This is a genomic window from Stenotrophomonas pictorum JCM 9942 (genome assembly GCF_001310775.1).
Taxonomy (GTDB): domain Bacteria; phylum Pseudomonadota; class Gammaproteobacteria; order Xanthomonadales; family Xanthomonadaceae; genus Stenotrophomonas; species Stenotrophomonas pictorum.
In genome coordinates this window covers 1-13,826 of record NZ_BAZI01000043.1, presented here as the reverse complement: position 1 = coordinate 13,826, position 13,826 = coordinate 1, and the positions used below count along the sequence as shown (strand labels likewise).

Annotated in this window: 8 protein-coding genes, 1 pseudogene and 1 riboswitch; of the genes and pseudogenes, 6 read left to right on the top strand and 3 right to left on the bottom strand. The window is 62.9% G+C overall.

Features of this window, described 5'->3' with window-relative positions; genetic code table 11:
• Together JCM9942_RS04335 and JCM9942_RS18820 are read left to right on the top strand one after the other, a co-directional pair.
• The coding region (locus tag JCM9942_RS04335; protein ID WP_054657896.1) for a M2 family metallopeptidase at nucleotides 1-1,904 on the top strand (1,904 nt) is incomplete at its 5' end.
• A 302-nt stretch (nucleotides 1,905-2,206) separates the two neighbouring features.
• Nucleotides 2,207-3,448 (top strand): HEPN domain-containing protein, encoded by a 1,242-nt coding sequence (locus JCM9942_RS18820; protein WP_145974293.1) that lies wholly within the window; start codon nucleotides 2,207-2,209, stop codon nucleotides 3,446-3,448.
• Nucleotides 3,449-4,566: 1,118 nt separating this feature from the next.
• Here JCM9942_RS18820 and JCM9942_RS04330 read toward each other — a convergent pair.
• Nucleotides 4,567-4,983: a hypothetical protein gene (locus JCM9942_RS04330; RefSeq protein ID WP_054657894.1), complete on the bottom strand. Its 417-nt coding sequence runs from the start codon at nucleotides 4,981-4,983 to the stop codon at nucleotides 4,567-4,569.
• Nucleotides 4,984-5,061: 78 nt separating this feature from the next.
• Nucleotides 5,062-6,282 carry a multidrug effflux MFS transporter gene (locus tag JCM9942_RS04325; RefSeq protein ID WP_054657898.1) on the bottom strand — a complete coding sequence of 407 codons (1,221 nt, stop codon included), beginning with the start codon at nucleotides 6,280-6,282 and terminating at the stop codon, nucleotides 5,062-5,064.
• Nucleotides 6,283-6,609: 327 nt separating this feature from the next.
• Nucleotides 6,610-6,716, top strand: a riboswitch (glycine riboswitch).
• Nucleotides 6,717-6,826: 110 nt separating this feature from the next.
• Here JCM9942_RS04325 and gcvP point away from each other — a divergent pair.
• From gcvP to JCM9942_RS04310, 3 genes are all read left to right on the top strand, one after another.
• Nucleotides 6,827-9,745 carry an aminomethyl-transferring glycine dehydrogenase gene (gene gcvP / locus JCM9942_RS04320; protein WP_054657892.1) on the top strand — a complete coding sequence of 973 codons (2,919 nt, stop codon included), beginning with the start codon at nucleotides 6,827-6,829 and terminating at the stop codon, nucleotides 9,743-9,745.
• A gap of 222 nt (nucleotides 9,746-9,967) precedes the next feature.
• Nucleotides 9,968-11,455, top strand: a complete 1,488-nt coding sequence (locus tag JCM9942_RS04315) for an XVIPCD domain-containing protein (protein ID WP_054657890.1) — start codon at nucleotides 9,968-9,970, stop codon at nucleotides 11,453-11,455.
• Between the two features lie 14 nt (nucleotides 11,456-11,469).
• Nucleotides 11,470-12,375 carry a hypothetical protein gene (locus JCM9942_RS04310; RefSeq protein ID WP_145974294.1) on the top strand — a complete coding sequence of 302 codons (906 nt, stop codon included), beginning with the start codon at nucleotides 11,470-11,472 and terminating at the stop codon, nucleotides 12,373-12,375.
• Between the two features lie 88 nt (nucleotides 12,376-12,463).
• On the opposite strand, the pseudogene JCM9942_RS04305 reads toward JCM9942_RS04310, so the two are convergent.
• A pseudogene (locus JCM9942_RS04305) lies at nucleotides 12,464-13,194 on the bottom strand (AraC family transcriptional regulator).
• A 166-nt stretch (nucleotides 13,195-13,360) separates the two neighbouring features.
• On the opposite strand from JCM9942_RS04305, the gene JCM9942_RS04300 reads away from it, so the two are divergent.
• On the top strand, nucleotides 13,361-13,771 hold the full coding sequence (locus JCM9942_RS04300; RefSeq protein ID WP_054657886.1) for a hypothetical protein: 411 nt from the start codon (nucleotides 13,361-13,363) through the stop codon (nucleotides 13,769-13,771).
• Nucleotides 13,772-13,826 lie beyond the last annotated feature (55 nt).

Genomic DNA, 13,826 nt, shown 5'->3' with positions numbered 1-13,826 from the left:
CCGCCGCCCCGGCCGAAAGCGCCGACCAGTTCATCGCCCGCGTGAATGCCGAATACAAGGCCATGTACCCGGAGATGACCTCGGCGCAGTGGCTGTCCTCCACCTATATCAATGACGATTCGGCGCGTGTGGCCGCCAAGGCCAACGAGCGCTGGCTGACCACGCTCAACGGCTGGATCGAGCAAGCCAACCAGTACGAAGGCCAGCCGATGAGCGCCGACACCAGGCGCGCCATCAGCCTGCTCAAGCTGATGACCGCCATGCCCGCCCCGCGCGATCCGGCCAAGCTGGCCGAGCTGGCCGGCATCGCCACCAAGCTGGAAGGCGACTACGGCGCCGGCACCTACTGCGTGGGCGAAGGCGATGCCAGGAACTGCCGCCAGCTCGGCGACCTGGAGAAGGTGCTGGCCACCTCGCGCGACTACAACCAGCAGCTCGACGCCTGGCAGGGCTGGCACTCCACCGCCGTGCCCTCGCGCGCCAGCTACCAGCGTTTCGTCGAACTGGTCAACGAAGGCGCCCGCGAGCTGGGCTACAGCGACGCCGGCCAGATGTGGCGCAGCGGCTATGACATGCCGGCCGAGCAGGTTGGCCCGGAAACCGACCGCCTGTGGGAACAGGTCAAGCCGCTGTACGAGCAGGTCCACTGCTACACCCGCGCCAAGCTGGACAAGGAATACGGCAAGGACAAGGCCGAAGTGGGCGGCGGCATGATCGCCGCGCACCTGACCGGCAACATGTGGCAGCAGGACTGGAGCAACCTGTGGGACATGACCGCGCCTTACCCGAATGCCGGCAGTCTGGACATCACCGCCGCGCTGGAAAAGCAGTACCAGGGCAACCTGAGCGCGGCGCTGGCCAAGGCCGGCGGCAGCGATCCGGCAAGCCGTTTCAAGGCCCAGCGTGAGGCCGAACTGGCCACCGCCCGGCAGATGACCGAGCGCGCGCAGGACTTCTACGTGTCCCTCGGCATGCCCAAGCTGCCGGAGAGCTACTGGGCCAACACCCAGTTCATCAAGCCGCTGGACCGCAACGTGGTCTGCCACGCCAGCGCCTGGGACATGAACATGGGCGGCGACGGCAAGGACATCGGCCCGGACGTGCGCACCAAGATGTGCATCACCCCGACCGAAGAGAACTTCACCACCATCTACCACGAGCTGGGCCACATCTATTACGACCTGGCTTACAACCCGCTGCCGCCGCTGTTCCAGGGCGGGGCCAACGACGGCTTCCATGAAGCCATCGGCGACACCATCGTGCTGGCGATGACGCCCAAGTACCTCAACTCCATCGGTCTGGTCGGTGCGCAGCAGGAAAGCCGCGAAGCCACCATCAACGCGCAGATGCGCATGGCCATGAGCGGCGTGTCGTTCCTGCCGTTCGGGCTGATGATCGACCGCTGGCGCTGGGGCGTGTTCGACGGCTCGATCAAGCCGGACCAGTACAACCAGAAATGGTGGGAGCTCAAGGCCCAGTACCAGGGCGTGGCCCCGGCCACCGCCCGCGGCGAGGAGTTCTTCGACGCCGGCGCCAAGTACCACGTGCCGGGCAATACCCCGTACCTGCGTTACTTCCTGGCGCGCATCCTGCAGTACCAGTTCTACAAGGGCCTGTGCGATGCCTCCGGTTATACCGGCCCGCTCAACGAGTGCAGTTTCTACGGCAACAAGGAAGCCGGCCAGAAGTTCTGGGCGATGCTGAGCAAGGGCGCCAGCCAGCCGTGGCAGGCCACCCTGAAGGAACTCACCGGCGAAGAGAAACTCGACGCCGGCCCGATGCTGGAATACTTCGCCCCGCTGCAGGAATGGCTCAAGCAGCAGAACGAAGGCCAGATGTGCGGCTGGACCGCGCAGGCGCCCGCGGCCAGCGCACCGGCAACCCAGGCTACCGCTGCGAAATAAAACTTGCGGGTGGATTGAAGACAAAGGGCGCCTTTATGGCGCCTTTTGTTTTTGTGCGAAGTCCTCCGGCTATATCGAGCGCACCGACTGCACCGCAGTCTGGTTAGGCTGGCGAACTGAAGGTGTAATCGTTACGCCGTCTTTTTTGCCGCATAAAAACAGGCACAAAACACGCGCCCGCTATCTACAGATCTTTCAATCCAATGAAACACAAGGAAAGTCTCGAGGATTGCCAGCAACATTCAAGTCGGCCATGATCGGCGCTATCCCGCGATTGTGCGGCCCAATGAGTGTTAGCTTTCATGCCAATCTCCTGGAAAAAAACTAACAGATTCAAACCAACACCGATCCTGCAGAGAATCGCTGAGAAAAGAACCATCAACGATAAGGGAGGAGCGTCTTTCTCCGGATTGGAGTTGCAACAGCATATTGGCGTACTGCACTCAATGCTAGATTTCCCTGCCGTATGTGAGCCATTTGACAAGACCAACCTCATATGGACCGCCCTCTCAAATGCCAAACCTGAAATTACGCCAGCCTCATTCATTCAAGCCATAAACAACTCACTCACCACCTCTCTGTCAAAAAAAAGTGAGAAATATGTATTAGTTACATCTATTTCGACACCATCATTGACACGCACCGAGTCCATCAAAGTTATTTCAAACAAAATTCGATTCCATCACTCTGGACTACCGAAAAAATTCGCAAGCCACAAAGAAATCCTGGATAAAAACAAGAGAATAGAGAATTCAATCGAAGAGCCCAGCTCGTATACACCAATATCGATTGAAGTGTTAGCCAAGAGCGAAGCTGAAGCCGCAAACCGTGGCCTTTATGAAATCGATCTACTAAGAGGGCTTTGGTGCATGTTCGTCAATCCGTACATGCAGGTTTCTTTATTTAGCTCAGGGCGCGGACCTATCAATTCGATAAGACTTGGCAACTGCCACACACTCCACAAGAAAAGCGGCGAGAGCGCTTCAACAATGAATTGGTTTGAACATAACTATTCACCCGTAAGAATTTTCAAACCAAAACCTGACTCCCAGTACGGCCGCCACACCAGAATAATCCTCAACCGCCTCTCGCGCACTAAATATAAAAATCCAATCTGCGACTCAATCGTATCCTATGCACGAGCACTGGATGAGCCAGACCCGAGCTCTGCCTTCCTGCGACTATGGACATCACTGGAGTCACTCGTCACGCCCTATCAAGCCAACTATGATCTTCTCGTGAAACGCTGTTCATTCCTATTCACTGATCACGAATACCAACAACAAATTCTTGAGCATTTGCGTGAATTCAGAAACTCAGTCGTCCACACTTCAAAAGAACAGATTGAGGCGCGCACAAACTGCTTCCATCTCCAGACATTCTTCCGCTCACTTGTCTTTTTCCTAATAAATAACGGAAACTACTTCAGATCGCTTTCTGAGGCACATGACTACCTTGACCTACCTAATGATCATGGAGCCATCGTTAGCCGCATAAAACTTCTAACGAAAGCAAAAAGGTTCACATCCCCAATTGAGACATAACCAAATTGACCAAGGACCGTAGGCTGGGTTAGTCCCACCAACCCAGCGCCTTTGTTTTGTTTTGCGATGCTGGGTTGATGGAGCCAACCCAGCCTACCGGGCTCCTGAGCTCTGAGCGCGGGGCTTTTTGCTCGGACGACGGAGCAAATTGCTCGGAGTCCCGAGCTTTCTGCTCGGCGCACGGAGCTGTTTGCTCGGACGACCGAGTACCTGAGCCCGGAACGCCGGGCTTTTTGCTCGATCAAAGGAGCAATTTGCTCGGATTACCGGGCCTTTTGCTCGGCGCGCGGAGCATTTTGCTCGGACCGCCGAGCTCCTGAGCCCGGAACGCCGGGCTTTCTACCCGGATGACGGAGCAATTTGCTCGGAAGCCCCGAGCTTTCTGCCCGGCGCACGGAGCGTTTTGCTCGGGCCGCCGAGCTCCCGAGCCCGGAGCACCGAGCTTTTTGCCCGGGCGGTGGAGCAATCTGCTCGGAGTCCCGAGCTTTCTGCCCGGCACGCGGAGCGCTTTGCTCGGTCGGCCGAGTACCGTAGGCTGGGTTAGCCCTAACAACCCAGCGCCTTTGACGTGCATTGCGATGCTGGGTTGATGGAGCCAACCCAGCCTACGACCCTCCGTCCCTCCGCCGGACATTCCGGTTGGTCACTCCCCGACCCGTAGCCACCGGCAACCCGGCGCCTGGTGGAGGTGCAGCGAGTAGCCCGGGTAAGCAACGCGCACCCGGGACTTGTTCGATGCCTGCCTTGCGGTGTGCCCCCGGGTGCGGCCGATGGCCTTACCCGGCTACTCGGCTGGCGGGGTGTCTGGGCGGGGTTGTCCACCAGCTCCGGCGCCGATCAGACGCCGAACTATTCCGATGAGGCTTTTTGCTGGTCCGTTAAGGCTTTTTGCTACTCCGGAGAAGCTCGGAGCTGAACAATTAAGGCTTTTTGCTATTCCGGATAGTTTCCGAGCTACTCCGTTAAGGCTTTTTGCTGTTCGGGAGAACTCACGGGCAGCGGAGTGATGCTGCCCCGGCTTCCGGCGCCGTTTGCATGATTCACGGCCCGCCCTGCCACCCATACGACAAGGGCGCCTCGCGACGCCCTTGTGATTCACGCGCTGGGCCGATGGCCGCTCAATGCGTGCCGGCGGTGCCCTTGGCGCCTGCGCCCAGCTCGGCGGCGAGGTTGCGCTTGTAGGTGTCGAAGTCGATGCCCTGCTCCGCGGCCTCGGCGTGGGCGGCGTCCTTCAGCGCATCCGAATACATCAGGCGCACGGGGGTGTTGTTGTTCTCGTGCCATTCGGCCGCACGCATGATCAGCGCCAGCACGCGCGCGGCGCTGGGGGTCTCGCCGGCGATCTTGCCGTCCATGCCCAGCACCCATTCGCCGTCGCGGCGGACGATGCCGGCCAGCAGCGTGCGGTGCTGGTCGCGCAATTCGGCATGCGGCTCGACTTTCGCCTTGGGTTCGGGATTGGCCGCGGCCTGGTTGCGCTCGCGCTCGGCCAGCTTCTTCTTCGCCTCGCGGCGGCCCTTGGATTGGATCGACATCGGTGTGTGCTCTTGAACGGCCGCCGGTGATGGCGGCGCGGCTATTGTCCCTTATCGGGATGACGAGGCGGTGGCGCCTCAGGAATGTGTGGCCGCACGCTGCGCGCGCAGGCTGCGGCGTTCCCATTTCCAGGCGATACCGCTGGCGACGGCGAACAGCCCGGCGCCGATGGCCAGCCACAGCCCGCTGCGGCTGAGCAGCGGCGACAGCACACCGGCGATGACGGAGTTGGTCAGCAGGGTGCTGAAGGCCTGCATCGAGGAGGCGGTGCCGCGCTGGCGCGGGTACATGTCCAGGATCGCCAGGCTCAGGATCGGGAAGATCAGCGCCACGCCGAAGGAGGTCAGCGGCAGCGACAGCACCGCCCACGGCACGCTCATCTGCGGGGCCAGCGCGTTGTAGCCGATGTTGTACAGGGTGGCCACGGCAATGCAGCCATAGCCGATACGTACCGCACGGACGCCATCCATGCGGCCGGCCGCGCGCCCGGAGGCGTAGGCGCCCAGCGCCATGCCGCCGATGGTGGGAATGAACAGCCAGGCGAACTGGCGCTCGTTAAGGTGCAGCAGGTCCAGCACGAAAGCCGGCGCCGAGGCGATGTACAGGAACAGGCCGCCGAAGCCGAGCGAGCCGGCGGCGGCCAGCCGCAGGAAACGCGGATTGCGGGCGATGCCCAGGTAATCGCGCAGCAGCCGTGCCGGGTGCAGCGACAGGCGCGCGTGCGGCGGATGGGTTTCCGGCAGCCAGATCATCGTGATCAGCAGCAGCGCGCTGGAGAACGCCACCAGAAACCAGAAGATGCCCTGCCAGCTGCTCCAGCCCAGCAGCCAGCCGCCGATGATCGGGGCGATGGCCGGGGCGATGGAGAAGATCATCGACACCTGGCTCATCAGCCGCTGGGCGTCGTCGCCGTCGTACAGGTCGCGGATCACCGCGCGGCCGATGATGTAGCCCACGCCGGCCGACAGCCCCTGCAGGCCACGGAACAGCAGCAGCGTGGCCATGTCGGTGGCCAGCGCGCAGCCGATGGAGGCGCCGATGAACACCGCCAGCCCGCCCAGGATGACCCGCTTGCGGCCCAGCGCATCGGACAGCGCGCCGTGCAGCAGGCTCATCAACGCGTAGGCCAGCAGATAGACGCTGATGACCTGCTGCATGGCCAGCTTGTCGGCACCGAGCTCGGCGCCGATGTGGGGAAAGGCGGGGAACACCGCGTCGATCGCGAACGGACCGAACATCGACAGTCCGCCGACCAGCACGGCGATACGGCGCAGCGAGACCTGCTTGCTTGCTTGCATGGATTCCAACAACCGGAAAACGCACCGGCCGGCGACCGGTGCGGGACAAAAACGGGGATGAACAGGACCGGGCGCGGGCGATGCGACACGGCCATGACGGACTCAGGGTATCGGTCTGGTTCCGCATCGTTCAGCGAGATCAAGCCTTCAAGACCGCCGGGCACGGGGCGCGGCCCCAAACACCGGGATGCCGATGGTAATCCAAGCCGGTGCGCGGGTCTGCCCCGGGCTATAATCGGCGCGCTGTACGTAACACGGTGGGAGAAGCGGCTCACCCCGCTGCCGAAGGCGCAAAAGCCCGTAATCGCTCAGGCCCGATACCACCTGCAACAAAACTCTGGAGAGACCGGGTTACCGGCGCCGAAGGGGCAAGAAGCACACGATCCTCGTCGCGGCGCTTCCAAACTCTCAGGCAAAAGGACAGAGGGGCGCAAGACACGCCACCGGCTTGCCGGCTGTGGCGCCGTTTGCGCGGCGCTGTGGTCTGCCGGTGCGGGCCTTGCCCACCCCGCCTTTGCCCGCACGCCTTCTCCGGACGTCAGCCATGACCCAGAACACCCCTTCGTTGCGCGACCTCGAACATTCCTCCGCCTTCGTCGAGCGCCACATCGGCCCCAACGATGCCGAAATCGCGCAGATGCTGCGCGTGGTCGGCCACGACTCGCTTGAAGCGCTGACCGACGCCATCGTGCCGGGCTCGATCAAGTCGCCGGCGCCGCTGGCGCTGCCCGAGTCGCTGACCGAAGTGGAAGCGCTGGCCAAGATCCGCGCCATCGCCCGCAAGAACACCGTGCTGCGCAGCTTCATCGGCCAGGGCTATTACGGCACCCACACGCCGAACGTGATCCTGCGCAACATCCTGGAAAACCCGGCCTGGTACACCGCCTACACCCCGTACCAGGCGGAAATCTCGCAGGGCCGCATGGAAGCGCTGATCAACTTCCAGACCCTGTGCGCCGACCTGACGGGCATGGAGATCGCCAACGCCTCGCTGCTGGACGAAGCCACCGCCGCGGCTGAAGCGATGACCCTGGCCAAGCGTTCGGCCAAGTCCAAGTCCAACCTGTTCTTCGTGCATGACGCGGTGCACCCGCAGACGCTGGAACTGCTGCGCACCCGCGCCGAGCCGATGGGCATCGCGCTGCAGGTCGGCACCCCGGCCGAGGCGATGACCGCCGATGCGTTCGGCGTGCTGCTGCAGTACCCGGACACCTTCGGCCATATCGGCGACCACAAGGCGCTGGCCGAGGCCGTGCATGCGCGCCAGGGCCTGGTGGCGGTGGCCACCGACCTGCTGGCGCTGACCCTGATCGCCGCCCCGGGCGAATGGGGCGCGGATATCGTGGTTGGCAACAGCCAGCGTTTCGGCGTGCCGTTCGGTTTCGGCGGCCCGCACGCGGCGTTCATGGCCTGCCGTGACGCCTACAAGCGCTCGATGCCGGGCCGCCTGATCGGCGTGTCGGTCGATGCGGCCGGCAATCCGGCCTACCGCTTGACCCTGCAGACCCGCGAGCAGCACATCCGCCGCGAGAAGGCCACCTCCAACATCTGCACCGCACAGGTGCTGCTGGCGGTGATGGCCTCGATGTACGCCGTCTACCACGGTCCGGAAGGGCTGACCCGCATCGCCCGCCGCACCCACCGCCTGGCCGCGATCCTCGCCGCCGCGCTGCGCAATGCCGGCGTGGCCGTGGGCAATGATTTCTTCGACACCCTGCACATCACCGGCGTGGACGCCGCCGCGCTGCAGGCCAAGGCCGTGGCCGCCGGCTACAACGTGCGCGTGATCGATGCCGGCTCGGTCGGCATCAGCCTGGACGAGACCGCCACCCGCGCCGACATCGTGGCGCTGGGCCAGCTGTTCGGCGCCAATATCGTGGACGATGCGCAGGACAGCGCGAGTGTCGCGGGAGGCAGGATGCCGGGAGCGACCGTGGAAGCACTGGATGCCAGCACCGCCGATGCACTGCCGAAGGCACTGCTGCGCCAGTCCGCGTTCATGACCCACCCGGTGTTCAACACGCACCACAGCGAGCACGAGATGCTGCGCTACCTGCGCTCGCTGGCCGACAAGGATCTGGCGATGGATCGCACGATGATCCCGCTGGGCAGCTGCACGATGAAGCTCAACGCCACCGCCGAGATGATCCCGATCACCTGGCCGGAGTTCGCCAACATCCATCCGCTGGCCCCAGCCGATCAGGCGCAGGGCTACAAGGAACTGATCGACGGGCTGGAAGCGATGCTGGTGGAATGCACCGGCTATGACGCGGTGAGCCTGCAGCCGAACTCCGGCGCGCAGGGCGAGTACGCCGGCCTGCTGGCGATCCGCGCCTATCACCGCTCGCGCGGCGAAGGCCATCGTGACATCTGCCTGATCCCGGATTCGGCGCACGGCACCAACCCGGCCTCGGCGCAGATGTGCGGCATGACCGTGGTCGTGACCAAGACCGATGGCAACGGCAACGTCGATGTCGAGGACATCCGCCGCAACGCCGAGAAGTACAGCGACCGTCTGGCCGCGCTGATGATCACCTACCCCTCCACGCACGGCGTGTTCGAGGAGGAGGTGGTGGAGATCTGCGAGATCATCCACCAGCACGGCGGCCAGGTGTACACCGACGGCGCCAACATGAACGCCCTGGTCGGCGTGGCCAAGCCCGGCAAGTGGGGCTCGGACGTGTCGCACCTGAACCTGCACAAGACCTTCTGCATTCCGCACGGCGGCGGCGGCCCGGGCGTGGGTCCGTGTGCGGTGAAGTCGCATCTGGCCCCGTTCCTGCCGGGCAAGCTCGGTGACAACGGCCCGGTCGGCATGGTCAGCGCGGCCAGCTTCGGCAGCGCCTCGATCCTGCCGATCAGCTGGATGTACATCACCCTGATGGGCACCGCCGGCCTGCGCAAGGCGACCCAGGTGGCGCTGCTCAACGCCAACTACATCGCCACCCGTCTGGCCCCGCACTACAAGACGCTGTACACCGGCCGCAACGGCCTGGTGGCGCACGAGTGCATCCTGGATGTGCGTCCGCTGGAGAAGGCCACCGGCATCGGCGCCGAGGACGTGGCCAAGCGCCTGATCGACTTCGGCTTCCACGCCCCGACCCTGAGCTTCCCGGTCGCCGGCACGCTGATGGTGGAGCCGACCGAAAGCGAATCGCAGCACGAGCTGGACCGTTTCATCGACGCGATGATCCAGATCCGCGAGGAAATCCAGGCCATCGAAGACGGCAAACTGGACCGCGAGGACAACCCGCTCAAGCACGCCCCGCACACCGCCACCCAGGTGTCGGCCAGCGAGTGGGCCCACGCCTACCCGCGCGAACTGGCCGCCTTCCCGCTGCCCTCGCTCAAGCTGCAGAAGTACTGGCCGCCAGTGGCACGCGTGGACAACGTCTATGGCGACAAGAACATCATGTGCGCCTGCATCCCGGTGGATGCGTACAAGGATGAAGTCGAAGCCTGATTCGACCGGCTGACCAGCTGAGTAAAACAAAACCCCGCTTCGGCGGGGTTTTTTTGTTCCAGGATGGAGATTTCCGCCTGCCGAACTGCCTGCGCGGGAGCATGACCACCGGCCAGTGAAGACACGGAAACGGGGACTTTCCCTACAGAAACCGCCCGTGACTCCATGGCATAACAGCACGCGAAGGATCCTGATCCGCCCATCCGACTCAAGGACACGGACATGCCAGAGTTCGATATCACCACGTCAGCCGATGAAGTCGTCACGCTGCTGCAGCAAGGCCGTGCCCGCGATGCCGCTGCCCACCTGGAAGCATTGCGCCAAGAGCAGCCACCGGTAATCCAGGAAGCAATGGATCGCTACGTGGCGGTTCGCGCGGAAACGCAACTTGCCGCTTTGCGCCAGCCAGGCGGTATTCCCTCCGCAGATACCGTGCTCCTGCAGCCACTGCTGGAGCGCATGGCGCACGCGCGGCTTCCGCCCCGATTTCGGGAACCGGAGGAGACCAAAAGCCTGACGCAAACGCAACTACATGATGTCTATGCCAGCATCATTGGCACCCGCGGCAATGAAGCGGCGCGCGCAGCATTGACGAGGCAGGACAGGGTAATTCTTGGATTGCGTCAGGAAAACCGCACCACACAAGGCACATCACTTGCTGGTGCCCCCAACTCGCAGGGCAACGGAGTTTACGACGATCGCATCGTGGTGCTGTGGACTGGTGCGAATGGGAGTCGCCACGCCCGCGAGTTCCACAAGGCAACCACCGAACCGACAGCGCAATACGACCATCACGCCGGCAGCGACGGTAACCGGATCTATTCCGATACACGCCGTCAGGCACCACGTCTGCCGACCTCCGCCGGCTATGAAAACGTGATCCATCGCAAGATCGAAGGGAACGATGTCAACGCAGATCAGGTGCGCGATCTCGGGCGCTTGGCTGAGGGGACCACCGAGATGTTGGCCACCACACACCCGCGCAGGCGCTTCCCCGATGAATTTTCCTTACGGCCCAGCCCAGCGGCAATAGTAGCCGGAGCCAATCGTGTGGAGCGTGACAGCAACGGCGATGGCTGGTTCGATTCCCGTGATGTTCAGGGCGTGCATTCCCTCAACAACACATTCAAGTTTCACCGGGGTGGCCTGTACAACACCGATTCCGCCGGCTGCCAGACCATCCGCAATGACGAGTACGACGCCTTCGTCGCTACCGTGCGCGGCACGCCCGGACAAACCCGCTGGCAATATGTTTTGACGTCGGTGGCACCAGTGCAAGCCTTGGAGGGAGATATCGATACCCGTACGCCCCTGAGCCCAGCCAACGACCCAAGACTGCAGCACCATCCCGACCATGCGCTGCTGCGGCAGATCGAGACCCATCTGCACGCGCTGGGTGGCCTTCATGCCGAACGTGCCGAAGCCCATGGCCTGGGTTTGTTGCTCGAAGCCAAGGCCAGAGGTATCACCCGCGTGGACCAGATCGTGACCAGCAACGCCACCGCCAGCCGCGCCGCAGGCGAAACGATGTTTCTGATTCAGGGCCGCGTTAATGACCCTGCGGCGGAACGGATACCAGTTTCGGCAGCCGAGCTGGTCGCGACCTCCATCGACACCGGTCTGCGACGACTGCAGGAACAGGCCACGCAACCCTCACTCTCTATTGAGCAGCCCCAGCAAACTCACACATCGCATGTCAGGGGACATTGACCATGAAAAGGATAGTGTTCTACCACATTGCCGGTATCCCTTCCCTGCTGTTTTCATCGGGCGGTTACGCCTCCCCTTCCGGCATGAAAACACCCCATGCCAAGGAAACCACTACTTCGGTCGCAGTGGCCATTTCTCCCTCCAGCACGCCTCCCTTGTATGGCATGACCTCTCTGGACATATCCATGCCCGAAACACACATCGACCTCAAAGAATTACCGGAGGACATCGCCAACTTCGCACTGTCCCTGCCGCCCACCGATTTCCTCGCCACGCCGGATGTGTGGCAATACACGGTGCAGCAAGCCATCGGCGGCATGATTGTGATTCCTCGTGTTACCGGACGACACGATCGCCGCATCAGCATGGTCGCGCCAGTTGGCTCATCCATGTGGATTCGCACCTTCGAATCGGATAACCCGGCCATTACCGGCTACTTGATACAGACGCAGATCGGCTGCGAATTATTGAAGCGCAGTCCAATCCGCTCACTCGAGAACAATGCCCAGTCCACCTGCACCGACTTCCGCCAGAAGTGGGTAGGCAGCGGCCTGCGCGCCTACATCAAGGTCGCCGGACAACCCATCGAAGACGTCACCACACAACTGACGCCACCGCAGCAAGTGCTGGGAGAAAAAACGCTGAAACGCTACGAACAATTAAGCGCAGGCGGGCCGTTCCTCGATGATTCCCGCTTGGACACCGTGCCAGTGGCACGCTGGATCGTCGAGTCCGATCCCGACAACCCCTTGCCCGAAGACGCGCACACCTTCGACGGCGGTTATCTGGCCCATGCCGGCTTCCTGCTGTGGAACGGCGATCATTTTGAAACCCGCGCTACCGTGCCCGCTGCCTTGTGGCCCTGTCCATCGGAGCTACCATCCTGTCTCGAGGATGATCGCTTTGTAACAAAGCCATGAGTTGCACTTGCGTTGCATGCACACATCTGGATTAGAGGGTGACTGCCAGCACCTGGCCACCCGCTCGCAGCCTTCCCGCCTGAATATTTCAGTCCCCGGCGTCCGCTTCTGCGGCCTGCGCCCGCTCGGCGATCAACGCCCGGTACTGCCGCGGCGCCATGCCGACTTCGGCCTTGAATTTGCGGGTGAAGGCGCTCTGGTCGCTGAAGCCGCACGCCTGGCCAATGCTGGCGACGCTGTCCTTGCCGTGCAGCAGGTGCAATGCGATCTGGATGCGCAGGCGGGTGAGCACCTGCTGCGGCGTCATCTGGAACACTTTGCGGAACGAGCGCTCCAGCTTGGACAGCGAGAATCCGGTGATATCCAGCAGGGTCTGCATGCGCACGTTCTCGGCGTAGTGCGTACTGAGGTATTCCAGCGCCAGCCGCAACGGCTCGTACTGGGATTCCAGCCCACCGCGCTGGCCAAGATCGCGGGATATGCCGATCAGCCGACGACCTTTCCGTGCTCGATGATCGGCCGCTTGCAGGTTAGGCACCAGCCCGGCTGGCGGTTGGCCAGCAGTTGCAGCTCCATCACGTTCTCGATGACCTCGCCGCCCAGCACCCGTGCATCCTGCTCGACATAGGCCTCGCTCATCCCGGCCGGATACACCTCGTCGGCGCGCTTGCCGATCACCTCGCTGCGCGACTTCATTCCCAGCCGCTGCATCATCGTCATGTTGACGTGGGTATAGCGGCCCTGGGTGTCCTTGGCGAAGAACAGCACGCTGGGAATCGCGTCGAACAGCGCTTCAATTTCAGCAGGGTCGATACGCATCGGATCAATCGGCAGGCAAGCAGGATGGCGGCCATTCTAGCCAGCCCGGGGCTGCGCCTCTCCTGTCCTTGGGCACCTGCCAGCCACGGTTGCCGCCAGATCCGGACAAGTCCGCGAGCGGCATTGGCGGCATGATCGAGCTTCTCCGCCTGCGGACCTGCACCCCATGACCCAGTCCCCCACTCCGAACCATTTCGCCGTCGGCCAGCTGTGGGCCTGCCAGGGCCGGCATGCCGGCGAACAGCCCACGCTGCTGATCAACCGTATCGACCAGCATCCGCTCGGTGGCGGCAACATCTACCACGTGACTCTGGATGCCCTGAAAATCCGCCACCCGGGCCTGCCCAGCGGCTTCATGACCAAGCTCGCCCACGCGCCGGTGACCGACCAGACCTTGGAGCGCAGCCAGCTGCGCTTCATCGCCCAGCGCACGCCGGATCCAGCCTACGAAGAGGGCTATGGGCAGTGGCGCGAGGCGTTTGACGAAGGTCGCGCCGGTTCGTTCGGAGTGAGCACCCCGACCCTGCTGGAAATCGTCGAACGGCGCATCAACGGCACACCGCTCGACCAGCCCTGAGTCACCTCAGCGCGTTGCGGGCAAAGGCTGCGGCCGGAGACCTGCTGCCGGCCCG

Bases quoted from the DNA above. Each gene is read 5' to 3' on its own strand.
- JCM9942_RS04300 (WP_054657886.1), top strand. From the start codon at position 13,361: ATGACCCAGTCCCCCACTCCGAACCATTTCGCCGTCGGCCAGCTGTGG.
- JCM9942_RS18820 (WP_145974293.1), top strand. From the start codon at position 2,207: ATGCCAATCTCCTGGAAAAAAACTAACAGATTCAAACCAACACCGATC.
- JCM9942_RS04315 (WP_054657890.1), top strand. From the start codon at position 9,968: ATGCCAGAGTTCGATATCACCACGTCAGCCGATGAAGTCGTCACGCTG.
- JCM9942_RS04325 (WP_054657898.1), bottom strand. From the start codon at position 6,282: ATGCAAGCAAGCAAGCAGGTCTCGCTGCGCCGTATCGCCGTGCTGGTC.
- gcvP (WP_054657892.1), top strand. From the start codon at position 6,827: ATGACCCAGAACACCCCTTCGTTGCGCGACCTCGAACATTCCTCCGCC.
- JCM9942_RS04330 (WP_054657894.1), bottom strand. From the start codon at position 4,983: ATGTCGATCCAATCCAAGGGCCGCCGCGAGGCGAAGAAGAAGCTGGCC.